We start from the raw sequence: 22,760 nt of genomic DNA, 5'->3' as shown, positions 1-22,760 counted from the left end.
GGGCTTCGTGCAGCCGCCGTTCGTGACCGCTGCCCTACAGGATCTCGACCTGTGGTCCCCGGCAGCGATTCCGGGTGTCGAGTACGTATGACGCCGCCCTTTCGATCAGGGCGTAGTCGAAGGCGTCGTGGTCGGTGGCCAGGACCACCACGTCCGCCGCCCGGATCTCCGCTTCGGTCAGTTCCACCCGGAGGATGTCTGTGGGCAGCAGGTAGGAGTCCGTGTGCGGCTCTACCGCGAGGACGTGGGCGCCGAGCTTGCTCAGTGACTGGGCGAGGGTGACGGCCGGCGACTCACGGATGTCCCCGGTGTTCTTCTTGTAGGCCAGGCCGAGTTGCAGGACCCGGGATCCCTTGACCGACTTGGCGCGTTCGTTCAGTCCCCGGGTGATCCGCCAGGTGACGTAGGAGGGCATCTGGTCGTTCATCTCGTTGGCCAGTGAGATGAACCGGACGTCCTGCTTCAACAACCGCTTGACCTGCCAGGACAGATACGAGGGATCGACCGGCAGGCAGTGCCCGCCCACTCCGGGGCCGGGCGTGAACGGCATGAAGCCGAACGGCTTGGTGGCGGCGGCCTCGATGGCTTCCCAGATGTCGGCCCCCAACTCCCGGGAGATCATCGCCATCTCGTTGACCATGGCGATGTTGACGTGGCGGTAGGTGTTCTCCAGGAGCTTCGTCAACTCGGCGGTGCGGCAGGAACTGACCGGCACCGTGCGTTCCACGATGCGCGCGTAGAAGCGCTCGATGCTGCGCAGTGACGCGGCATCGATTCCCGAGGTCACCTTCGGCGTGTTCTCGAGGTGCCAGTCGGGGTTGCCGGGGTCGATGCGCTCGGGACTGTACCCGAGGTGGAAGTCCACGCCCGCCTTCATCGCACTGCCCTCCTCCAGCAGCGGCTGCAGCAGGCAGTCCGTGGTCCCCGGATACGTGGTGGACTCCAGGACGACGGTGGCGCCGGGCGTGATGTGAGGGGCGATGCGGCGCCCCGCGCTTTCCACGAAGCTCAGATCGGGCGCACCGTCACGCAGTGGGGTGGGCACCGTGATCACGCATACGTCGAAGCCGGCGATCCGGTCGTAGTCGGTGGTGGGTTCGTACTGGCCGCTGTCGAGGGCGGCGGCCAGGCGCGAGTGGTCGACGCCCTCGATATAGGAATCACCCGAGGCCAAGCGCTTCACTCGCAGTTCGTCGGTGTCCAGGCCGACCACGTGGAAGCCGGCTTCCACCGCTCGTACGGCGAGCGGAAGTCCCACGTATCCCTGGCCGACGACAATCAGTTTTTCTGGCTCGTACGCATCGTTCAGGTTGTGCCTCATCATCACCGCGGCCTTCCGGACAGTAGGCTTCTCCTGGGCCAATTGAGGCACATACGACGGGTTGGGTTCCTATCGCCGCGTCGTGTCTCTTCGGTGTCACTCCAATTGCCCATCGCGCGGCACGCCGAGGTAGCTGAAGGGGCCTGCCGATGTTTCAATTTTCGCTATTTCTCCCATACGTGAATGTTGGGCTCGGCAAGAAGGTGGAGCCCTGGGGGAGCTGTCCGAGATCCGCCCGCTGAACCGGAGTGGCCCGCATGGATCATTGTTCGAAGTATCTGGTCACCGGTGGAGCCGGCTTCATCGGCTCACACCTCGTGGATGCGCTGTTGGCCGGAGGAAATGAAGTTGTTGTACTCGACAACCTCGCCACCGGGCGAATGTCCAACCTGGCTCGGGCGCAGGAGCATCCGAGGTTCCGTTTCGTCCACGGTTCTGTGCTCGACGCATTTCTGGTCGACGAGTTGGCGCGCGAGTGTGACGCCTTGGTCCATTTGGCCGCCGCCGTTGGAGTCAAACTCATCGTCGAACAACCGCTGAAGTCGTTCGTCACCAACATCAGAGGCACCGAGACGGTCCTCGAGTCCGCCCAACGCCATTCGCGCAGGATTCTGGTGGCCAGTACCTCGGAGATCTACGGAAAGAACTCCTCGGGACCGCTCACCGAAACCTCCGACCGTATCCTGGGCAGCCCGTCAGTGATCCGCTGGTCGTACAGCACGGCCAAGGCGGTCGACGAGATCCTCACGGGGCTTTACCACCGGGAGCGCGGCCTGAGGTCGACGATCGTCCGGTTCTTCAACACCGTCGGCCCTCGGCAGAGCCCGGCGTACGGGATGGTCATCCCGCGGTTCGCCCGGCAGGCGGTGCGCGGGGAGCCCATCACCGTTCACGCGACCGGTCGGCAACGGCGCTGCTTTCTCCACGTCGCCGACGCGGTCCAGGCGCTGATGCTCCTGCTGGAGCATCCGGGAGCGGAGGGCGGGACGTTCAACGTCGGTTCCAACGACGAGATCACCATTCTCGAACTCGCCGAGCGGGTCATCGCTCAGGCGGGGAGCGCTTCTTCGGTGGAACACATGGCCTACGACGAGGCATACGGAGCGGGCTTCGAGGACATGCAGCGCAGGGTCCCCGACACCACGAGGCTGCGCACGCTGACGGGGTGGCAGCCGCGGCACGATCTCGCCGACGTGCTCGCCGACGCCGTTGCGGACGCGCGCGAGGAGACGAGGCGTACGCAGTCGACACCCCTGCCGAGCACGCGGGGAGAGGCGCTTCCCGCGGCCACCGCGTACACCGCCCCAAGCGCGCTGGCGGGCCCGTGGCAGTCCTGAATCCTCTGCCCACGGCCCTGACCGTCGGCGGCACGGCCCTGCTGCTCGGTGGGTTGCTGACGGAGCCACTGCGGCGTTTCGCCCTGCGCCACGGCATCACCGACCGGCCCGGCGGCCACAAGGGCCATGCCCGTCCGACGCCGTACCTCGGCGGGGTCGCGGTGGCGCTCGTCACGCTCTTCTCGGGAGCCGCCGGGGTGTTTGTCGGAGGTCTCGGAGACCCAGGCCTCGCGGTACTGCTCGGGGGTGCCGCGATCATGGCGGTCCTGGGGCTCGTCGACGATCTGCGCCCGCTGGGCCCGGCGCCGCGGTTGTGCGTGGAGACCGCGGCGGCTTCGGGTGTCGTGCTGGTGGGCGGACATCCGACGCTCGTCGGCGGACCGGTCGACGCCGTGTTCGCCGTCCTGTGGATCGTCTTCACCACCAACGCGTTCAATCTGCTGGACAACATGGACGGAGCGGCCTCGTCGCTGTGTGCCGTCATCGGTGGGTTCCTGTGCTGGAGCGCGTGGTTGAGCGGACGGCCGGAGCTGGGAGTGGTGCTGGTGGCCCTCACCGGCGCCTGCCTGGGCTTCCTCGTCCACAACTGGCACCCGGCACGGATCTTCCTCGGCGACTCCGGCTCCCTCTTCATCGGTTTCGTCCTGGCGTCCGCGGCGGTGGTGCTCCACAAGGACGCCACCGGCCTCTCCGGGCCCGCCGGGCTGCTGGCCACGACGTTGGTGGCGACCGTGGACACGGCGCTCGTCATACTGGCCCGTTACCGGGAGGCACGGCCGCTGCTGCAGGGAGGGCTGGACCATGCGTCCCACCGGCTGCGGAGGATGGGTCTGACGGTGACGCAGGCCGTCGCCGGGCTGGGGATGTTCGCGGCACTCGGGGGGCTTGCCGGGGTGCTCATGACACAGGGCGTCCTGCGGCCGGGCATCCTGCTCCCGGCGGCCGTCGCGGTCGGCGCCGCGGCGGTGGTGGGGTTGCTCAGGGTTCCCTCCACGCAGGGCCGGGCGGCACCTGCCGTCCTTCCCGCCGGGAGGGCGAAGGACGGCGAGGAGCAGACGACCGTCCGGGTCAACCGGGGCAACCACCCCGTGGGGCGCGGAATGGGGAAGCCGGCGACCTGGGACGCGCACGCGACCGCCCTGCCGTCCCAGCCGACCCGGCAGTCATGAGGTCCAGGACACGACGGGCATCAGTCCTCGACGACCCGGCTTCGTGAGCTGTTCAGTGGGGCGCCGCCCGGTGATCGAAACCGGGCGGCGCCCCACTGTATGGATGTCCGAGGCGGGCGGACGCGGTGCCGGCTCAGGTGACCGCGGCGGACGACCGGGTCGCCGGTGCGGGCAACAGGTCGGTCGGAGCGGCGTACTGCGGCAGACTCTGGAACCAGCGCACCGTCTCCGCCAGGCCCTCGTCGAGCGGCACCGGTACGACGTCCGGGAACAGTTCGCGCAGCAGACGGTCGGCCGCCTGCGAATCCCGTACGTCTCCTCGTCGCGCGGGTTCGTGCGCGATCTGCAGGGGCGCCTCCAGAACGGACGCCAGACGCTGGGCGAGATCGAGGAGCGGCACCCGTGTGCCGAACGCCAGATTCACCGGACTGCTGGAGGTGACGCGGCGCAGTGCGGCGTCGGCCAGCACCCGTACGACCGTTCCCACGTAGGTGAAGTCGCGGGTCTGCCGGCCGTCACCGAAGATCGTCAGCGGCTCACGGCGCATCATGGCGTCGATGAAGGCCGGAATCACCGCGGCGTAGGCGTGGCCGGCCGGCTGCAGTGGGCCGTACACGTTGAAGAAGCGCAGCGCGAGCGTCGGCAGCTGGAAGGCCGCCCCGTAGGCGAGCACATAGGCCTCGGTCGCCAGTTTGCTCGCCGCGTACGGGCTCAGCGGGCGGGTCGGAAGTCCCTCGTGCTTGGGCAGGTCGGGGATCGCTCCGTACACGGAGGACGAGGAGGCGGCGACCACATGGACATCGCGCGCCCGGCAGGCTTCCAGCACCCGCACGGTGCCGGTCGCGTTGACGTCGTGGCTGGCGAAGGGATCTCTGAGGGAGCGCGGCACGGAGGGGCGGGCGGCCAGGTGGACCACGGCGTTCGCGCGGCCGACCACCGATTCGAGGAGGCGCCGGTCCAGAATGCTTCCCTCGATCAGCTCCACACCCGTGTCGGCGAGATTGGCCGCCGAACCGGTGCTCAGGTCGTCGAGCGCGACGACGTCGCCGACGTCCGGTCGCGAGACGAGTTCCCGGCACAGGTTCGCTCCGATGAAACCGGCGCCTCCGGTAACGACGATGTTCAACGCTGGTCACCTTTCCATAGGGACGCCGGCCACCACCCATGGGCGACGGCGATGGAGGCGTAGACGTCGTGGATGTCGGTCACGAGGCGCTGCGCCCCGAACCGCTGTGCCGTCCAGGCGGCCGCACGGATTCCCACCCGCGAGCGCAGCTCCTCGTCGCGCAGCAGCCGCACGGTGTGCCGGGCGAGTTCGGCGGAGCCGGTGGCGGACAGGAATCCGGTCTCCCGGTCCCGCACCACCTCGGCGACGCTGCCGACGTTCGTGGCGACCACGGGCACGCCCGCGAGGCCGGCCTCGATCAGACTGAGCGGCATCCCCTCGTTGTCCGAGGTGAGCAGCACCACGTCCGCGGCGGCGTACACGGTCTCCACGTCGGACCGCCAGCCCAGCAGACGCAAGTCGGACCCGAAGTCGTCCACCGCGGCGAGGGCGGGCAGTTGTTCGCCTTCCCCGCACACCAGGAACACGGCGTCCGGTACGGCACGACGCACCTCACGGGCCACCTCCAGGAACCGGTCGGGCCGTTTGATCCGTGTCACTCGCCCCACGTAGGCGACCACGGGGCGGTGCTCGGGCAGTTCCAGGCGCTTACGTGCCTCGGCGCGGTCGGGCGGTGACGGCAGGGCCGTTCCGGGCGGGACCACGACGTACTCCTCGGGTCGGCCGATGCCGGCGGCCAGGAGGTCGTCGCGGACGCGTGTTCCCACGGACAGCAGTCGGTCGCAGCGGCGCGCCAGCAGACGTTCGGTCTGTACCACCAGGCGGGTCTTGGCAGGGGAGAAGTACCCGTGCAGCAGGTGCCCGTGGAAGGTGTGCACCCGTGCGGGCACCCGGGCCGTCACGGCGGCGATCCGGCCCAGCGCACCGGCCTTGGCCGTGTGGGTGTGCACGATGTGGGGCCTGAACCGGCGCATGGCGGCGGTGAGTTCGGCGAGCGCCCGCAGGTCGTCGGAGGGCCGTACCGCCCGGCCGAGCGCCGGGATGCGGGTGACCGGGACGTCGCAGGCGCAGTGGTCGATGTAGTCCGCCTCGTCCGGGCCCACCGATCCGGCGAACAGGCGGTGGTCGAAGAGTTCGGCGTCGAGCCCCCGCATCAGCGTGGACACCTGGAGGGCGGGTCCGCCGACGTTCATCCGGGCGATGACTCTCATCACCCTGACGCGCGGGGGGCGGACGGCCCCTGGAATACCGCCTTTGATCGACATGGGGAATACACTAAACCACGACATGGTGTAATAACGCAGAATGCCGGATGTGCCCTATATGTCCTTGAAGGAAGAAGAACCGGCGACGCAGTTCGCCGCTCACACGGGCCTGCGGGGCCCGACCCCCGACCGGGTGTGCCTGATGATCGGTCAGCTCGGACTCGGTGGAGCGGAGAAGCAGATCGCCCTTCTCGCCCGGGAGTTGAGTGAGCGCGGGATCCTCACGGACCTGCTGGTGATGTTCGGGAGAGGGCCACGCGAAGAGGAACTCCTGGGCTCCGGCGTAAGGGTCGTGGACCTCGGGTTCCGGCGCCGCAGACCCCTGTTGACCGGCCTGATGGGCAATGCGTGGGCGTTCGCGCGGCTCGTCCTCCATCTGAGGCGGACGCGGCCTCAGGTGTTGCAGGCGTTCTTGTTCCACGCGTACCTGATCGCCGCACCCGCCGCCCGGCTGGCCGGAGTGCCGGTGCTCGTGGCCGGACGGCGCAGCCTCGGTGACTACAAGCAGGGTCGCCGCCTGGCGCTCGCCGCGGAGCGGCTGGCGACACGGTGGACGGACTCCGTGGTCGCCAACGCGCAGGCCGTCGCCGAGGACGTGCGCAGGAACGAGGGCGTACCGGCCGCCAAGATCACCGTGATCCCCAACGGCATGCCCCGACGGGACTTCGAGCCGGCGCGCGCGGCCACCGTCGACACCTCGCTGCCGATCGTTCTCTGCGTGGCGAACCTCGCCGCGCACAAGGGGCACCGATACCTGCTCGAGGCGTGCGCCCTGCTCCGCTCGAAAGGACGTGACTGCACCCTGCTGCTCGTCGGGGACGGCCCGGAACGCGCATCCCTGACGGCCCAGGCCGAACGGCTGGGCGGCGACGTCCGGTTCCTGGGCGCCCGCACCGACGTGGCCCCGTTCCTGGCACGGGCGGACGTGGTCGTCCTGCCGTCCCTCCACGAAGGATGCAGCAACGCCGTCATGGAAGCGCTCGCGGCGGGCAGGCCGATGGTCGCCACCGCCGTGGGCGGCACGCCGGAACTGCTGCGGGGACATGGCGTGCTGGTGCCTCCCGCGGATGCGGCCGCGCTCGCCGACGGTCTGCAGCGCCTGCTCGATGACCGGAAGCTCGCCGACGAGTTCGGTCGGAACGGGTGCGCGTGGGCCCGCGCCACCCTCAGCGTGGAGGCGATGGCGGATCGCTACGTCTCCCTGTACCGCGAACTTCTGGGGCGGCCATGTGCGGCGTAGCGGGAATCGTGTCGGCGACATCTGCGGACCCGGCGGTTGTCCAGGCGATGTGCGATCTCATCGTGCACCGGGGTCCGGACGGGGAGGGATTCCACATTGACGGTCAGTCGGCGCTCGGCATGCGGCGGCTTGCCATCATCGACGTGGCCGGAGGCGACCAGCCCGTCTACAACGAGGACCGCAGCGTCGCAGCGGTGTTCAACGGCGAGATCTACAATTTCGCCGAGCTCCGCACGGAGTTGCGGAACCTGGGACACGAGTTCCGCACGAACAGCGACAGTGAGTGCCTGGTCCACCTGTACGAGGAGTACGGCGACGACCTGGTCCACCGGCTGCGCGGCATGTTCGCCTTCGCCCTGTGGGACGCGCGGGAGCAGCGGCTGCTGCTCGCACGTGACCGCGTGGGCAAGAAACCCCTGTACTACTGGCACGCCGGCGACTCTCTGGCGTTCGCCTCCGAACTCAAGGCGCTGTCCGCTGTCCCCGGTCTCCGGCGCGACCTCGATCTGGTCGCCCTCCACCACTACCTGACGTACCAGTACGTCCCCGCGCCGTGGTCGATCCTCCGGGGGGTGCGCAAGCTGCCGCCCGGCCACCTGCTCAGCTGGCAGGGTGGACGGATGGTCGTACGGCGGTACTGGGCCCTGGACTTCACCCCCGGCCCCGAGATCCGCGAGGAGGAGGCCGCGCAACGCGCCCGCGAACTGCTGCTCGACGCCACCCGGGTACGCATGGTGTCCGAACGTCCTCTGGGCGCCTTCCTGTCCGGCGGTATCGACTCGTCCGCCGTCGTCGCCGCGATGGCGCGACTGAGCTCGGAACCCGTGAAGACGTTCTCCGTGGGCTTCGAGGACTCCCGGTACGACGAGCGGGAGTACGCCAGTGCCGTGGCCCGGCGGTACGGCACCGACCACCATGAGCTCGTCGTCGGGGCCTCCGCCCTGACGGCCCTGCCGGACCTCACCTGGCACTTCGACGAACCGTTCGCCGACTCGTCCGCCATCCCCTCCTTCTTCGTGGCGCAACTGACCCGTCGTCATGTGACCGTCGCACTCAACGGGGACGGCGGTGACGAGGCCTTCGGCGGCTATACGCGCTACGCCCTGATGGCCAGAGCCGGCTGGCTCAGGGTTCCCGGCGGCGCACGGCCGGTTCTCGGGCGCCTGGGAGGCTCGCTCGTCGCGGGTGGTCCGGTCGGCTCGCGCCGGCGGCGCGCCGGGCACGCGCTGCAGCTTCTGAGCGAGCCGCCGCAGCGCCGTTACGCCCGGCTCATGTCGTACTTCACCCCGGATCAGAAGCGTTCTCTCTACACCGACTGGGTGCGCGACGAGCTGGCGGGAATCGACAGCTACGACCTGCTCGACCAGGCGTTCGACGCATCGCGCGCCGACGACCGGCTGAACCAGCTCATGGACGTCGACGTCAACACCTATCTGCCGGGTGACCTGTTGGTGAAGGTCGACATCAGCACTATGGCGAACTCCCTGGAGGCCCGCTCGCCCTTCCTCGACCACCGTCTGCTGGAGTGGTCGGCCGGGCTGCCGGCCGCCCTCAAGGTCCGCCGCGGCACCACGAAATACCTTCTGAAGAAGGCACTGGAGGACTGGCTGCCCCATGACCTGCTGCACCGGCCGAAACAGGGGTTCGGAGTTCCCCTCGCGGACTGGTTGCGCACCGAGTTCAGGGATCTGGCGTGGGACACCCTGACCGATCGGACGGCGAGCTCCCGGGGACTGTTCCGGCCCGAAGCCGTCAGGGGGCTCCTGACCGAGCACGAGAAGGGACAGAACCACGCCGGCCGCCTGTGGGCCCTGATGCAGTTCGAATTGTGGCACCGCCGGTTCGTCGACCAGCCGGTCGCCGCTCCGCACTCGCGGGCCGCCGGAGCCCACCGTCGTGGCTGACCGGGCTTCTCAGCTCGTGGGAATGCTGGGAGCCCGCACCTGCTCGCTCGTCCTCGGCGCTTTCGCAAGCGTGGTCGTCGCGCGGTCGCTCGCACCCGACGCCCGCGGCACCTACTACATGGCGGTGACGGTGGCGAGTGCCGCCATGGCACTCGGCCACCTGTCCGTGGAGCAGGCGCAGACGGCCCTGTGGCCCGACCTGCCGGTGCGGGCTTCGCTGCGGGCCAACAGCCTCCCGCTGGGCCTTCTCGTCGGCACCGGAGCCGGCACGCTGGCCGTCGTGGCGGTCAGTCTCTTTCGCAGCGCCGCCAACCTCCCGGACCTGTGGCTGCTGATCACGGCCTGCCTGGGCGTACCCCTGGGGGTGGGGGTGCTCTACGGGAGCAACATCGCGCTGCTCACCGGCCGGGCGGGGCTGTCCGCCGCCGCGACGCTGTGGGGTGCGGTCGTCCAGTGCGGGGCACTCATCGTGCTCGGCCTCACCGGTCGGCTGACCGTCTACTCGGTCGTGGTCATCTGGGTGCTGTCCCTCGCGGTGCCGCTGCTCACCCTGGTGGCCGCCGGCGGATTCACGCTCCGCCGACCGGACCTCAGGACCGCCCGGTTCACGTGCGCCAAGGGTCTGAAACTGCATGCCGGTACGGCTGCGTCGTACGCGCTGCTGAGATCGGACCTGTTCCTCCTCAACGCGTTCAGCGGCACGCACGCGGTCGGCATCTACTCCCTCGCGGTCACTCTGGCGGAGTGGGGACGCCTCGCCATCGACACGGTGTCACAGGCCACCCTGGCCCGGCAGTTCGCCGACACCAGCCATCTCGCGGCGGCCGTCACCGCGCGCATCACCCGCGCCATGGTCGTGCTGGTGCTCGCATCGGCGGTGACGATCGTCGTCGTGACCTCCGTCCTGGTCACCCCCGTCTACGGACACGCCTACGCAGACGTGGCAGGAATCACCGCCCTGCTCGCGCCGGGCGTCGTGGTGCTCGCCGGGAGCCGACCGGTCGTCGCGTACCTGTTGCGCTGCCGGCCTGCACGCTTCACCGTCGTCCCGTCCATGCTCGCCCTGGTGCTGAACATCGCGCTGAACCTGCTGCTGATCCCGGTCTGGGGAGCGGCGGGCTGTGCGGTCGCGTCCACCTTCGCCTATGTGGGCCTCGCCGCCGTCCAGGTGACCCTCTTCGTCAGGGTCTCCGGGATTTCGTGGCGACTCTTGCTTCCCAGCACTTCGGACGTCGCGGAGATCAGGGGGCGGCTGAGGGTCGTCCAGTAGTACTGCGGACCACGTTTCCTCGGAGTCATTCTCGTGACCACTCGCACTTGAGCTGATCCGGTGAAATATCGAGCCATCCGTTCAGTGCGGGCGGTTGCGTCACTGCCCGCCGGTACGCTCTGAGGCCGTTATGCGGCCTCTCGGCGAACCTCCGATGTGCCGCACACCGACTTCTCCCCGGAGGGACTGAAAATAATGCCTGCACATCTGGTACTGAAAGGCGTTTCTCTGTTCTTGGCAGGCAGCATTTCGGGCTGGCCGACCGGGGCCCCCGAGATTGTTCGGGAACTCGAGCCGGCTCGGTCCGCCATCCCCTGCTACGCCGCTCCGTGTGTATTCCCTGAGACACCCCCGGCTGTGCGTAACACCGGCCTCCCGTCTTGGGGCGATCCCACCCTCCTGCCGGGTTCGGAAGGGAAGAAGGTCCTGGTGGTCGGGGATTCCTGGGCTCGGGACGCGGCCACCGGGATCGCCACGGTCCTGGGCAGAAAGGGGCATGTGAAGGATGCCTCGGCGCTCGCCTGCGGCATCCGTAACCCGATCAATCCGATGCCGAACCGGCATTGCCCGAAATGGGAGACCGAGTGGCCCGCCCTCATGGACAGGGAGCGCCCGAACGCGGTTCTGATGAGCGTCCAGTGGGATGCAGGAGAGCAGCAGATCGACCCGGGCGGGAAGCCTGTCTCGATTCGCGACGACGAGGCTCGGAAGAGGTTTGTCACCCATCTTGACCGGGCCATCCGAATCCTTACTCGGCGGGGAACTCCGGTCTACGTCTTCGGATCCACCTTCGCGCATGTTCCGGGCTCGGTGGCGGTCCTGCTCTCCGGGATCCTCCTGGAGTTCAGCAAGAAGTATCCCGGAGTGCATTACCTGGATGTCTACCACCAGCTCTGCAATGATCTGAACCAATGCCCGAAGGTGATGTCCGGATTCCCCGTCTATGGGACCGACGTGCACACCAGCAAGGAAACCAAAGTGCGCCTTGGGAATTGGATCCTCAATTCAATGTTTCATCACAGGCGGCCTGCGTGAGAGCCGTCGGGCCGGACGGTGAGATCCGCGACGGCGCTTGGGTGGCACACGCCGATCGCCGACCACGACAAATCGGCCGTCAGTCGAAGCTGACGGCCGATCGCGGGAGGTCGAGGCTAGTCGAATTTCACGTACTTGAAGACGTGCCCGAACTCACCGGGGCCGATGGTGCTCTGGACTTCACCCCGGCAGCCGCTGGACCGGTACGAACGAACGGTCCGGTCCGTGTTGTTCGTCGAGTAGAACGGGGCGTTGTTCCCGGTCAGGGAGTAACAGCGGCCCGACTCCGGGGAGGACAGCACTCCGTCCATCACGCCCACTCCGGACGTGCTCCAGGAGAAGTCGCCGTCCGCCGCGTGCGCAGGCGCCGGCAGCAGCGCCAGCAGAGCGGCCGCCAGTAGCCCCGGGCCTGCCGCTCGCATGACCTTCATGCCATTCATTTCCACAGACTCCTGTCTTCTCGATGTCTCTTGTGCGATGCGCCTTCGTGGAACATGGAATTGAGGATCCAATTCCCGAAACGCGCTTCAGATTGCTTGCTGAGGTGACTGGGGCCGTAGACGGGAATCCCACCCATCTCTTTCGGGCACTGGTTCAGGTCGTTGCAGAGTTGGTGGTGGGTGTCCAGGTATCGCACCCCGCGATACTTCTTGCTGAATTCCAGAAGAATCCCGGAGTACGCGGACGTCACAGAGCCCGGGTAATACGGGCCGGGCCATCCGAGCAGATACACCGGGGTGCGCCTCTGGGAGAGAATCCGAATGGCCTTGTCGAGACTGGTGACGAACTTCCTTCTCGCTTCGTCGTCGAGAATCGTCACCGACTTCCCGCCCTCGCCCATCGGCTGCGCCATCGTGTCCATCTGGAGGCTCAGCAGAACCGCGTCCGGACGCACCTTGTCCATCAGGCTGGGCCACTCGGTCTCCCAGTCCGGACAATTCCGGGAACTCGTCTTGTGTTGGACGCGGATCCCGCAGCCGCCTTTCGCGGCGTCCGTGACCTGCCCCTTTCCGGCAAGGACTGTGGACATCCCGTAGGCCGTGGCCATCCCCCAGGAATCTCCGACCACCAGCACTTTCTTCCCTTCCGCGCCCGGCAGGAGGGTGGGGTCGCCCCAACGGGGGAGGCCGGTGTTACGCAAGGCTGGGGGTGTTTCAGGGACGAAGCACGGAGTTGCGTAGCAGGGAATGTTCGAACGCGTCGGCTCCTGAGCGACCGCGGGGATGCCGCTGAGGCAGCCAAAAACACCGGTTGCCAGGCACAGGGAGACGCCTTTCAGTACTTGAGACGCGGGCATTTTCGGCAGTTCCTCCAGGGAAGGAAGTACACAGTTCACCGGCACTTCGAGAACTCAGCGAACCAGAGCGTATGGGGGCGGAGCGGCTGGACGACTCACAGACACAGAGAGGTGGACGTCATTGCACCTGATTGGCCCTGGGTGACCGTAAGGCTGCGAGCGGATGATGCATCGATATCGGGCGTGCCAGACCTCGGGTCGGCGGCCGGACGGTTAACCTCCTGATGATCAATCCGATTGCTTCCGAGTCGGCGTGGGGCGTCGTTCCGCCTGATTGCAGAACTTCTGCACGCGGAATCCACAAACACCGTCCGGCCGCAAGGGACTCCCGAGAACCAAGGTGGGTAATCATGATGCGAGGAAGAATTCACCAACTCGGTGTCGCCGGAGTGGTCGCCGTGCTGGCCTGCGCTTGCGCTCCGCAAGATGCGCAGAAGAACACGGCGACACACTCCGAAGCAGCCCCGGCCCTCGCCGGTGAACCGCACTACGGGGCAGCGGTTCCCCCTCTCGGTTCCCCTTCCCTCTCTCCCGCGGTGAACGGGAAGACGGTTCTCGTGGTGGGGGACTCCTGGTCCGCCAGCATCGGGCTCGGTATGAGCGAAGTCGGCTCCTCCCACAACACCATCGTGAACGCCGGACTCGGCGGTTGCGGAATCCTGATGCCGGTGGGCGAGGAGACCCCGGAGGAATGCCGCAAGTGGCCCACCCAATGGCCCTCGTACACGGAGAAGTACAAGCCCGATGCCACCCTGCTGACAGTCGGCTTCTGGGATGTCACCCGGCAGCGGCTGGCAGGTGACAAAGAGCCCCGCGATCTCACCTCACCGGCCCACGAGCAGGCCTTCCGTAACCGGCTGGACCAGGCGATCTCCCTGCTGACCAGCCGGAACACCCCGTTGTACCTGATGACTTCGCAGCAGGTCGGTCATCCGAAGTACCGTTCCTCTGCCCTTGTGATGAACCGGGTCCTCCGAGAGGCCTCGGCGAAACACCCCGGTGTGCGACTGCTCGATCTGCGCGGCCAGTTGTGCAACGACGACGGCTGCCCCAAAGTCCTCGCAGGAACACAGGTCTACGACCCCACCGCCCACCCCACCAAACCCGCCCGCGCACGGCTGGCCAACTGGGCTCTGAACGCAATGTTCACCAAGGACGGTGCCTGAGATGTCGCTGGCCCTCGAACAACGTCCGGCCACGACGCGAGGAGCTCTCCACGGGAGAATCGACGCGATCGACGGCCTGCGGGCCGTCGCCGTCGCGGCCGTCATGGCGTTCCACTACGGGACCGGGCTGGGCGGCGGATTCCTCGGCGTCGATCTGTTCTTCGTCATCTCGGGGTTCGTCATCACCCGCTTGCTCCTGACGGAACGAGCGCGCACTCCGCGCCCTTTGCTGAGGAGTTTCTGGTTCCGGCGGGTCAAACGACTGCTCCCCGCCGTCCTGCTGGTGGTCGCAGCCGTCCAGACGTGGATGCTCCTGCAGGATCCACCGGGACTGCGTCCCACCGTCAACGCCCAGACACTGGCCGCCCTCACCTACACGTCCAACTGGTACGCGATTCTTGGACACGTCGACTACTGGGACGTGAGCCAGGAGCAGGCCCCGCTGAACCATCTGTGGTCCCTGGCCGTCGAGGAGCAGTTCTATCTCCTGTGGCCCCTTCTTCTGATCGGGCTCACCACCTGGGGGGCGCGACGGGTCCGCCGTCCCCACCTGCTTCTCCTCGCGACCGCGGCGGTCTGCTACCTGCTGGCGTACCTTCTCTACCTGCCCGGCGCCGAGGACCGCGCCTATCTGGGCACCGACACCCGTGCCGGGGCGCTCCTGCTGGGAGCCGTTGTCGCGTTCCGCCCGGGGCTGCTCTCCCGCTTCGCCTGGCCGGCGGTGGCGGTCCTCGGCTGGCTGTGGTGCACCGCGGACATCGGCTCAGCCGCCTTCTACGGCTGGCAACTTCCGCTGGCAGGGATCGCGGCGGCCGCGTTGATCGATGCCGTCGCGCACGCGGGGCGGTTCCGCAGAGCACTGTCGGCCCGCCCGCTTCTCTGGCTGGGGCACCGCAGTTACGGGCTCTACCTGTGGCATTGGCCCGTCTGGGTCTACGTGGGTGTCGACCACCCGGAGTGGAGCCAGGTGACGAAGGTCTCCGTGGCCGTCTGCGCGTCCGTTCTGCTCTCGGCGGCCGGCTACCGGCTGATCGAGCGTCCCGTTCGCGTCTCGTCATGGCGTCCTCGGATGCTTCTTCCGGTTCTGACCCTCTGCTGTGTCACATTGGCCCTGGTCACCACCCTCCCCACCGCCGATCCTGTGGACGCCCACAACGGCCCGATCGTCACCGGACCGCACGCCCCGGGCGGGACGGGCAACTAGCGCGCATGTCCGTCGGGAGACTGCGGGACCCCGCGGTCCTCGCCGAGTTCCGGCACGAGCTCATTGTCGCCAAGTCGAGGGACGGCCAGGCCGCTTCGTCTTTCACCGTTTTCCGCCGGCGCGTTGAGACCTCGCTGACACGGAGCGGCGAACTCCAGGACGGTTACCGGGTCGCGGAGTTGACCGGTCTGAACACGTATGAGGGCCCGCCGGAGGGGATGCGGCTGATCGTCCGCGCCTGGCTGCTGATCCTGTACGACAGCCAGGACTTGGCGGACGCCGAACCGGCCCCCATGCTCCACCGCGTACCGGCCCGCCTGACCCGCCGCCACCACGTGCGCATTGTGCAGAGCCGGCCCTGAACATCGGACTTCACCACCGGCTGGAGGCGGCTCGCCCGGCCTCCAGCCGTCACCTGACGGCCTGCGTCGCCCCGACTGAGGCTCAGGAGAACCGCCGAACCGATCAGCGACCGAACCCCGCTGACGAATCGAGGCCGGCGGCCGTCCTCATCTCCGGTCGAACACGAACTCGTTGCAGCCGATGCCGCCTTTGCAGGTCTTCAGGTGGCGCAGTTGGAACCCGCGGTTCCGGCAGAAGTCGAACACCTGCTCCGGCGAGGCTACTTCGAACGGATATCCGCCGACCCAGTCGACGAGATCGTGCTTGCGCGACATGCCTCGCGGGCGGGGCGCGCTCCGGGCCGTGGATCCGGCTCCACCTCGCCTCAGATCGGCTACCACCCGCAACGGATACTTCCTGCTCAGATACAACACGCTGCCGGCCAGCAGCAGACGTCGCATGGCTGGCCCGGACTCGTTGTAGCGGCGTTTCACCGAGGTCCACATGCGGCTTTCCCCGCCCTGGTCGTTGTAGATCGACACGTACAGGACGCCGTTGCGGGCCACCAGCCCGGACGCGGCCTCCATGGCCTGCCACAAGGCACCCGTGTGGTGGAGAACCCCCCACGAGTAGACGATGTCGAACTGCCCGAGCCCCGCCACGAACCCGGTGTCGAGGATGGAGGCGCACTCGATGTCCCAGTCACTGCCCGGGGCGAACTCCTCTCGCACCTTCCGGGCGGTCGCCACCGAGTCGGGGTCGTAGTCGAAGGAGCGGACGCGTGCCCCGAGACGCACGGCGGCGAGGGAGAACAGGCCGCTGCCGCAGCCGATGTCGAGAAAGGTGCGCCCGGTCAGGTCCGTGGTTCCCAGCGCCTTTTCCAGGGACGACTGGGCCCCGCGGATGCGTTCCTCGTCGATGAGCTGTCCGAACCGCTGCCAGTTCAGGCCGAACGCGAAGCGGCGGCCCTGGCTGATCTCGGTCTGGCAATCGAGCACTGTTGTCTCCTCAGGAGGGGCAGGGGGCGGGTTGAACGGTGCGGCGCGGCATGCCGTGGGGGTGGTTCCTGGTGTCGGCGAGTGGCCATGACCGGCGCTGATCGGACGCGGGCGGAGCCTCTTCCCGGACCGCGGCGCGGGCGAGCAGGCACCCCAGCGAGATCCAGAACGGAACGGTCACCACGAGGTTCGACAGCGTGTTGGCGAACACGAGTGCCACGCCGTTTGCCACGACAACGGCCCGCAGCACTGCGTCGTATCCCGAACAGCGGCGGGACAGACCGCGCCAGATGAGGATCGCGAAGAGCACGAGGGCCAGCACACCCGCTTCCGCGGCGAGCCGCAGGTAGTCGTTGTGGGTGTTCATGTAGATGCGGAAGCCGGCGGTGGACTCGGCGATGTGGGGGAAGTTCGCATAACCGATCCCGCGCAGCGGGTTGTTCCACGCCACACGAGCGGCAAGAAGCGCGGCCTGCGTCCGGACATCGCTGTTGGCGGCCAGTTCGGCGGAGCTGCGGGCGCCGGTCAGCTCGTTCTGCGAGTTCAGCGTGCCGGGGAGGATCAGCACGGCGAAGAGGGCCGTGAGTGCGATGAGTGCCTTCTGGCGCGGCGGCCGGCCGGAGAGAAGCAGAGTGGTCAGGCCTGCGAGGACCGTCAGGTACGCACCGCGTGAGCGGGTTTCGAAGACGGCTGCGGCGCAGACCAGGGCGGGGAGGAGCCACGCCCGGTTCTTGGCGACCTTGGCCATGCCCACGGCCGCGACCGTCGCCAGGGCGAGAAGGACGCCGGCGTAGTTCGGGTTCAGACCCAGACCGATGAGGCGGCCCGCGGCGTTCTCCCCGCGCAGGAGCAGATACGCAGCGACGCCCGCTCCGCAGCCGGCGGTGAGCTGCGCGACGCGGCGAGCGTCCGGCGGGGCCACCAGGCAGGCGACCGGCAGGGCGAGCCCCGCCAGCAGGCAGCGCAGATCGTCGCGAGCCTGAACCGGCTCCCATGTCGTCTGCGGCAGCACGCAGCTCACCGTCAGCACCACGGCCAGAAGTGCGATCAAGACCACGTCGATCCCGGGCCGGAAGCCTTTCAGGACGGCGTGGAACCCGACGAGAGTCACCGTGGTGATCACCACGGCGAAGGCCGCCATGCCGCCGAAACCCGCTGCAGCGGTCAGCGGGACGGTGCACAACAGCGACAGAAGCGGGAGCTGCGGGCGAAGCCACACCAAGCCGAGGGAGCACACGGCGAAGGGCACCCACTCGGGTACCGGGGCCTGCGCCAGGAGGCACGCCCACGCGAATCCGGCCACGACAAGGCTGCCCCAACCAGTGACGGCGGCGACGCGCGGCCTCACCACCTGCTGTCCCTGGAATCGGCCATCACGCGCTTCTCCGTTCTCACCGAAAGAGGAAAGAAATCACCCATAACGGCACTCAGCGTGCAGTGCGCCCCATCATGCCCAAGCGGTGCCCCGCCGAGGCCCAACCGTGCCGAGCGCTGATCCGAATGGCCCTGCCCGTGGCGGCGCGTCCACCGCTCCCGTCCTGCCTCATGCTGCTGAGGCAGTGGTTGTTCGGGGCGAGCAGGTGGACGACCATCCGCAGCCGCGTCCCGGTCAGCCGTCGCAGGCCGGGACGGGTTCGACACGGGCGCGCAGCGGCGTGACCAGCGGCTGGCGCCACACCGTGGGGGACCGGTCGTCGGCCGGTTCGTCGAGGACGAGCGTCAGCGTACGACTGCGCTGCGCCGGTAGCTCCACGTCCACGGTGTAGACGGGGTGGCCGCGTTCGACGCCGCCGTTCACCATGACACGGCGGCCGTCCAGGGTCGCACTGGTCAGCCGCGCGTCCGTGCCGGCGTAGTAGGACACGATCAGCCGGTTGTCGCCCGGCCGGGTGGGGTACGCCGGCTTGTCGACGCGCTGAGTGACATAGGGCGGCAGACCTGATGTGGGGGCCCGGTTGGTGAGTGTGATCCGTGCGGTGACCGCTCGGCGGTCCCCCGCGCAGCGGCTGGGGATCCAGTGGAGTTCCCGGTCGAGGTAGTAGTCGAGCTTTCCGCCCGCCCCGTTGTTCACCACCAGTCCCGCGAACGGCCCCGGTTTCGCCGACAGGGCACCGGCCAGGGGTCTGGTCTCCAGGACGCGTTGTTCTTGAGGGTGCGCGCTCCACACCTGGAGGCGTTCCTGTGCCACGACGTCGCGGGTCGCCACGAGCAGTGCGGGCACCTGCTGAGCGCTGTCGAGGGCGCCGACGAGCCGCGTGGCGGTGGCGCGGGCCACATCGACGAGGAATGCCTTACGCTCCCGGCTGTCGGAGAAACGGGCGTAGGTGGTGCGCTCGGTGAGGTCCAGAACGTTGGCTGCCGTGACGGCGGTTCCGTCGGGCAGCCGGGCCGGGCCAGTGGCCTGCAGGAAGCGCGCCAGCGCGTTGGGATCGACGGCGATCGCACCGTCCAGTCGCTGTCCGCTGTGTTCGCGCCAGGCGGCCGCCCAGATGCGCGCCGCGTAAGGGAAATGAGGGCTCACGTTGGAGTTGGCCCAGGTTCCGGTGGGGTCCATGGCGCCGTATCGCATGCGGTACTCGGCTCCCAGGTCGATGGCGGCGTGCGTCTCGCCCAGCATCGTGTCGGTGCCGAAGGCCTCGAACCTGACCTTTCCCTGATTGAGCGTCAGCACGGCGAAGGCCCCGGGCAGCCCTCCGGTGCCGCGGGACTCGGCGGTGTTCTGGATGACGAGCATGTATCGGCGCGGACCGTGGGCTCCGAGCATGGAAGGGGCCACCCGGGCCGCCATCGCGGCGTCGGACACGAGGGGGGCCATCTGGTCGAGTTGGCCGACCAGCCGGGTGCGCGCCTGGTCCACGCTCGGCAGCCAGGGAGTGCCGGGCAGTTCGCCGACCAAGGTGCGCGTGTCGGCGGCGGTCCGGGCCGCCCGGTCGAGGGCGGGCACCCTGGCTTCGAGTCCGGCCAGCAGGACGCCGAGTCCGCTCGTGCGGACTTCGCCGGCCGACTGCGACGCCATCTGCACCACCGGCGGCAGCACATCGTGCGTGAGCCGGTCGGCGGCCTGGGCCGCTCCGCGAACCGTGCTGACCGGCCTGCCGAGGAACGGCACGTGGGCGGCCAGGTACCAGGCGGGTCCGGTGGTGAGCTGATGGGCTCGCGCGGCATGTGTCGCCGCGGACCGCATCGCAGCGGCCGAGCCCCCCGGAGAGGTGACCTCCGAGGGGCTCGTGACGGACTGCCGGAGTGCTGCCAACTGGCGCTGGGCGGTCAGCAGCTCGGTGCGGGCGAGGAGCCCGCTGACGAGGAGCCAGCCCCCTCCCGCCAGGCACAGCACAGTGGCGGCCGACAGCAGGTATCCCACGCGGCGCAGTGAGAGCTGACGCCGGAGGGGATCCGTGCCTGTCGTCCGCCACATGCGCCGACGCAGGTGTCGCAGTTGCACGATGGACTATGCCGGTCAGCGGCGCTTCAGACGCCGGGCGGCCATGAGCGCCCAACCACCGAACAGAACCAGTGCGGCTGCCCCGCCCAGCAGGTAGGGCGAGTAGTCGTCACCGGTGTTGGCGAGGTGCGGCTTGTGGTTGTACGACTCGTGGTGCCCAGGACCTGCGTTGGGCGGGTCCTGGTCGCGGCCTCCGGTGGGCGGGTAGTGGTCGTGGCCTCCGGTGGGCGGGTCCTGGTCGTGCCCTCCGGTGGGCGGGTCGTGGTCGTGCCCTCCGGTGGGCGGGTCGTGGTCGTGGCCTCCGGTGGGCGGAGGAGTGTGGTCCTCCCTCTCGACGTAGAGGTGCGCACAGGCGGTGAGGTGCCCGCGCTCAGCCGTCAGCGAGAAGAGGTGCTCGCCCGGCTGTGTGCGCTCGGGAATGGTGACGGTCCCCTCCACTGTGCCGTCCGGGTCGGCGGTGAAGTGACCCAGCACGACCTTCGTGCTGTAGAGGTCTGCTTCCACTTCGACCGGCTGACGCCCGAAGAAGCCGGTTCCCTGGAAGTTGATCGAGTCTCCGGGCTCGACGGTGCTGTCACTCAGTGTGACGCCCGGAGGGGGCGGCGGATAGGGCTGGGCCTGGGCAGATTGCGCCCCGACGACCGGCGTCGCGACCAGGGCAGCAGATGCTGCCGTGGCCACGAGGGCGGCCCGCCACTTCGATGACACCGTCATCGCTTTTCACGCTCCTCATGTGAGATCAGGCCGACGGCATGGTGCGACCCGTCAGTACGGTATGCGGATGCATAGCAGCAAACGGGATTAAATAACGTTTGAGGCGTGATAAGTCACCATATGGCGCATATGACTCACCAGAGTGGCGTCAGGGTGACTCGCGAAGAGGCGCTGTGTTTGCGTAATTTGACGGACTTGCGGCTGTAAGCTCGCTTTGCTCAATTTTTCACTGATTCTGTAACTCCGGCCGACTGGCTGACTGCTCACCTGGGACGGACTACCTTGGATCTGCCCGACTACCTTCGGATCGTTGCCCGCCGCTGGCGCGCCGTGGTGGTGCTGGCGCTGCTGGGGACGGCGACCGGAGCGCTTGCCGCGCTTGTCGCCACTCCGCAGTACCGGGCCACCTCGACGCTCTTCGTATCGCTGCAGGACTGGGGCGACGACTCGGCCACCCTCAACCAGGGCAACAGCTTCGCCCAGGCGCGCGTCCGTTCCTACGCGGAAGTAGTGGTGAGCCCCACGGTGACCGAGCCGGTCGTGCAGCGCCTGCACCTGAGGATGACGCCCTCTCAACTCGCCGGGAAGATCTCCACCGAGGTTCCGCTCGACACCGTCCTGCTCAAAATCACCGTCTCGGACCCCGCGCCGGCCAAGGCCGCTCGCATCAGCAACGCCGTCGCCAGCCGTTTCGCCCAGGTCATCGCCGGTATCGAACAGCCTGCGAAGGCGCGGGTCTCACCCGTGCGGTTGAGTGTCACCGAGCCTGCCAGCGCGCCTTCCGAGCCCTACACGCCGAAGCTCGCGCTGGATGTCGCGCTGGGGCTCGCCGGTGGACTGGTACTGGGAGGCGGCTGGGCGTTCGCACGGGAGTCGCTGGACGCCTCGGTGTCCTCCCGCAGTGATCTGACGAAGTGTCTCGCCCAGGCCGACGGGCCGTCCGTGCTGGGATGCGTCACCTATGACGCGGACGCGTCCGCGTATCCGGTGGCCGCGAACCATGATCCCTTCAGTCGACGCGCGGAGGACTTCCGACGGTTGCGCACCGGCCTGCAGTTCGTGGACATCGACAACCCCCCCAAGATCATCGCGGTGACCAGCGCCCTGCCCGGAGAGGGCAAGACCAGCATTTCCATCAATCTCGCCGCCACACTCTCCGAGGCCGGCTCCTCCGTGTGCCTGGTGGACGCCGACCTGCGCCGCCCCAACGTGGCGCGCACCCTGCACCTGGTCCAGGACGCGGGACTCACCACCGTGATGATCGGCAAGGCGACACCCGAGCAGGTGATGCAGTCGGGCGGTTCGTTCGCGGTGCTCGCCAGCGGAACCCTTCCTCCCAACCCCGCTGAGATGCTCGGCTCGGAGCAGTTCCGGGCGGTGGTGCGCTCGCTGGCGGACAAGTTCGACCACGTCGTCGTCGACACCGCACCGTTGCTCCCGGTGGCGGACACGCACGCGATGGCTCCGGCGGTGGACGGCTACCTGCTGGTGGCGCGTCATGGGAAGAGCAACCGCGGCCAGATCGTCGACGCGATTCAGTCCGTGCAGAGGGTCGGTGCCACCGCGCTCGGTGGAATCCTCAACATGACCCCTGTCAGGCGTGGCAGTGATCACTACACGTACGAGTACTCGCACCGCCCGACGGCCGCTCCACGACGCTGGGCTCGGTTCTGGGATCGTCGGCAGGCCGCGCCGATCGGAGGCCTGCCGGCACCGTCCAAGCCGACGGCCCTCCGGCAGGAGCCCGCCGTCACCGCGGTCGGCACATCCGGTGGCGTCGCGCGGGACGCCCGGGGCGAACACCGTCGTTGAACGACCACGTGGCCCGCGAGGCGCCACCCGGCACGGCCTGGGCGACCGGGCGTCGATGTGAGGGTGACCGACCGCTGCCGCGCTTCGAAGTCCTGCTGGGCTGCGAGCGGTTCGCAGTGGCCAGGCATTCCCCTGACCCCGATCCGGGCGGCGCCGCCCGCGCGGGACGGGGACGCCG

At 68.4% G+C, this 22,760-nt stretch carries 19 protein-coding genes; 10 read left to right on the top strand and 9 right to left on the bottom strand.

Translation table 11 applies throughout. The features are described from left to right. Positions 1-34: 34 nt before the first annotated feature. Positions 35-1,324, bottom strand: a complete 1,290-nt coding sequence (locus tag ACWC09_RS20225; RefSeq protein WP_450851922.1) for a nucleotide sugar dehydrogenase — start codon at positions 1,322-1,324, stop codon at positions 35-37. Between the two features lie 254 nt (positions 1,325-1,578). Between ACWC09_RS20225 and ACWC09_RS20220 the strand changes: the two genes are divergently transcribed. Further along, entirely contained in the window at positions 1,579-2,658 is a 1,080-nt protein-coding gene (locus tag ACWC09_RS20220; RefSeq protein ID WP_450851928.1) for an NAD-dependent epimerase/dehydratase family protein, read from the top strand. Further along, positions 2,646-3,827 (top strand): MraY family glycosyltransferase, encoded by a 1,182-nt coding sequence (locus ACWC09_RS20215; RefSeq protein WP_450851921.1) that lies wholly within the window; start codon positions 2,646-2,648, stop codon positions 3,825-3,827. The genes ACWC09_RS20220 and ACWC09_RS20215 overlap by 13 nt, the downstream gene beginning before the upstream one ends. 133 nt (positions 3,828-3,960) lie before the next feature. On the opposite strand, the gene ACWC09_RS20210 is transcribed toward ACWC09_RS20215, so the two are convergent. Next, entirely contained in the window at positions 3,961-4,953 is a 993-nt protein-coding gene (locus ACWC09_RS20210; protein ID WP_450851920.1) for an NAD-dependent epimerase/dehydratase family protein, read from the bottom strand. Continuing rightward, positions 4,950-6,104: a glycosyltransferase gene (locus ACWC09_RS20205; RefSeq protein WP_450851919.1), complete on the bottom strand. Its 1,155-nt coding sequence runs from the start codon at positions 6,102-6,104 to the stop codon at positions 4,950-4,952. The genes ACWC09_RS20210 and ACWC09_RS20205 overlap by 4 nt, the downstream gene beginning before the upstream one ends. Before the next feature lie 112 nt (positions 6,105-6,216). On the opposite strand from ACWC09_RS20205, the gene ACWC09_RS20200 reads away from it, so the two are divergent. From ACWC09_RS20200 to ACWC09_RS20185, 4 genes are all read left to right on the top strand, one after another. Then, positions 6,217-7,398, top strand: coding sequence for a glycosyltransferase (locus tag ACWC09_RS20200; protein ID WP_450851918.1), 1,182 nt, complete (start codon positions 6,217-6,219; stop codon positions 7,396-7,398). A gap of 47 nt (positions 7,399-7,445) precedes the next feature. Next, positions 7,446-9,302 (top strand): asparagine synthase (glutamine-hydrolyzing), encoded by a 1,857-nt coding sequence (gene asnB, locus ACWC09_RS20195; protein WP_450851917.1) that lies wholly within the window; start codon positions 7,446-7,448, stop codon positions 9,300-9,302. Between the two features lie 22 nt (positions 9,303-9,324). Beyond that, positions 9,325-10,572, top strand: coding sequence for a lipopolysaccharide biosynthesis protein (locus ACWC09_RS20190; protein WP_450851916.1), 1,248 nt, complete (start codon positions 9,325-9,327; stop codon positions 10,570-10,572). A 357-nt stretch (positions 10,573-10,929) separates the two neighbouring features. Continuing rightward, complete coding sequence (locus tag ACWC09_RS20185; RefSeq protein ID WP_450851915.1) at positions 10,930-11,607, top strand: SGNH hydrolase domain-containing protein; 678 nt, start codon at positions 10,930-10,932, stop codon at positions 11,605-11,607. A 116-nt stretch (positions 11,608-11,723) separates the two neighbouring features. On the opposite strand, the gene ACWC09_RS20180 is transcribed toward ACWC09_RS20185, so the two are convergent. Further along, positions 11,724-12,047 (bottom strand): hypothetical protein, encoded by a 324-nt coding sequence (locus ACWC09_RS20180; RefSeq protein WP_450851914.1) that lies wholly within the window; start codon positions 12,045-12,047, stop codon positions 11,724-11,726. Next, positions 12,044-12,904, bottom strand: coding sequence for a DUF459 domain-containing protein (locus ACWC09_RS20175; protein WP_450851913.1), 861 nt, complete (start codon positions 12,902-12,904; stop codon positions 12,044-12,046). Before ACWC09_RS20175 ends, ACWC09_RS20180 begins: the two co-directional genes overlap by 4 nt. Positions 12,905-13,440: 536 nt before the next feature. On the opposite strand from ACWC09_RS20175, the gene ACWC09_RS20170 reads away from it, so the two are divergent. Genes ACWC09_RS20170 through ACWC09_RS20160 form a run of 3 tightly spaced genes read left to right on the top strand, consistent with a single transcriptional unit; the run spans position 13,441 to position 15,636 of the window. Continuing rightward, positions 13,441-14,070, top strand: a complete 630-nt coding sequence (locus ACWC09_RS20170) for a DUF459 domain-containing protein (protein WP_450851912.1) — start codon at positions 13,441-13,443, stop codon at positions 14,068-14,070. Between the two features lies 1 nt (position 14,071). Beyond that, positions 14,072-15,274 (top strand): acyltransferase family protein, encoded by a 1,203-nt coding sequence (locus tag ACWC09_RS20165; RefSeq protein WP_450851911.1) that lies wholly within the window; start codon positions 14,072-14,074, stop codon positions 15,272-15,274. Between the two features lie 5 nt (positions 15,275-15,279). Further along, on the top strand, positions 15,280-15,636 hold the full coding sequence (locus ACWC09_RS20160; RefSeq protein ID WP_450851910.1) for a hypothetical protein: 357 nt from the start codon (positions 15,280-15,282) through the stop codon (positions 15,634-15,636). Positions 15,637-15,783: 147 nt separating this feature from the next. On the opposite strand, the gene ACWC09_RS20155 is transcribed toward ACWC09_RS20160, so the two are convergent. The 4 genes from ACWC09_RS20155 to ACWC09_RS20140 all read right to left on the bottom strand — a co-directional run bounded on the left by ACWC09_RS20155 (position 15,784) and on the right by ACWC09_RS20140 (position 20,770). Continuing rightward, positions 15,784-16,614: a class I SAM-dependent methyltransferase gene (locus ACWC09_RS20155; protein ID WP_450851909.1), complete on the bottom strand. Its 831-nt coding sequence runs from the start codon at positions 16,612-16,614 to the stop codon at positions 15,784-15,786. Between the two features lie 10 nt (positions 16,615-16,624). Further along, positions 16,625-17,965, bottom strand: a complete 1,341-nt coding sequence (locus ACWC09_RS20150) for an O-antigen ligase family protein (protein ID WP_450851908.1) — start codon at positions 17,963-17,965, stop codon at positions 16,625-16,627. 258 nt (positions 17,966-18,223) lie between these two features. Then, on the bottom strand, positions 18,224-19,975 hold the full coding sequence (locus ACWC09_RS20145; RefSeq protein WP_450851907.1) for a DUF4012 domain-containing protein: 1,752 nt from the start codon (positions 19,973-19,975) through the stop codon (positions 18,224-18,226). Positions 19,976-20,071: 96 nt separating this feature from the next. Further along, complete coding sequence (locus ACWC09_RS20140) at positions 20,072-20,770, bottom strand: hypothetical protein (RefSeq protein WP_450851906.1); 699 nt, start codon at positions 20,768-20,770, stop codon at positions 20,072-20,074. 282 nt (positions 20,771-21,052) lie between these two features. Between ACWC09_RS20140 and ACWC09_RS20135 the strand changes: the two genes are divergently transcribed. Continuing rightward, positions 21,053-22,582, top strand: coding sequence for a polysaccharide biosynthesis tyrosine autokinase (locus tag ACWC09_RS20135; RefSeq protein ID WP_450851905.1), 1,530 nt, complete (start codon positions 21,053-21,055; stop codon positions 22,580-22,582). Positions 22,583-22,760 lie beyond the last annotated feature (178 nt).

The organism is Streptomyces sp. NPDC001617 (assembly GCF_053596855.1).
This window is presented reverse-complemented; position numbering and strand designations above follow the sequence as displayed.

What these genes read in the sequence shown, in the direction of transcription:
- ACWC09_RS20225 (WP_450851922.1), bottom strand. Translation starts at nt 1,324, where the DNA reads ATGATGAGGCACAACCTGAACGATGCGTACGAGCCAGAAAAACTGATT.
- ACWC09_RS20220 (WP_450851928.1), top strand. Translation starts at nt 1,579, where the DNA reads ATGGATCATTGTTCGAAGTATCTGGTCACCGGTGGAGCCGGCTTCATC.
- ACWC09_RS20205 (WP_450851919.1), bottom strand. Translation starts at nt 6,104, where the DNA reads ATGAGAGTCATCGCCCGGATGAACGTCGGCGGACCCGCCCTCCAGGTG.
- ACWC09_RS20200 (WP_450851918.1), top strand. Translation starts at nt 6,217, where the DNA reads ATGTCCTTGAAGGAAGAAGAACCGGCGACGCAGTTCGCCGCTCACACG.
- asnB (WP_450851917.1), top strand. Translation starts at nt 7,446, where the DNA reads ATGTGCGATCTCATCGTGCACCGGGGTCCGGACGGGGAGGGATTCCAC.
- ACWC09_RS20190 (WP_450851916.1), top strand. Translation starts at nt 9,325, where the DNA reads ATGCTGGGAGCCCGCACCTGCTCGCTCGTCCTCGGCGCTTTCGCAAGC.
- ACWC09_RS20180 (WP_450851914.1), bottom strand. Translation starts at nt 12,047, where the DNA reads ATGAATGGCATGAAGGTCATGCGAGCGGCAGGCCCGGGGCTACTGGCG.
- ACWC09_RS20175 (WP_450851913.1), bottom strand. Translation starts at nt 12,904, where the DNA reads ATGCCCGCGTCTCAAGTACTGAAAGGCGTCTCCCTGTGCCTGGCAACC.
- ACWC09_RS20165 (WP_450851911.1), top strand. Translation starts at nt 14,072, where the DNA reads ATGTCGCTGGCCCTCGAACAACGTCCGGCCACGACGCGAGGAGCTCTC.
- ACWC09_RS20160 (WP_450851910.1), top strand. Translation starts at nt 15,280, where the DNA reads ATGTCCGTCGGGAGACTGCGGGACCCCGCGGTCCTCGCCGAGTTCCGG.
- ACWC09_RS20140 (WP_450851906.1), bottom strand. Translation starts at nt 20,770, where the DNA reads ATGACGGTGTCATCGAAGTGGCGGGCCGCCCTCGTGGCCACGGCAGCA.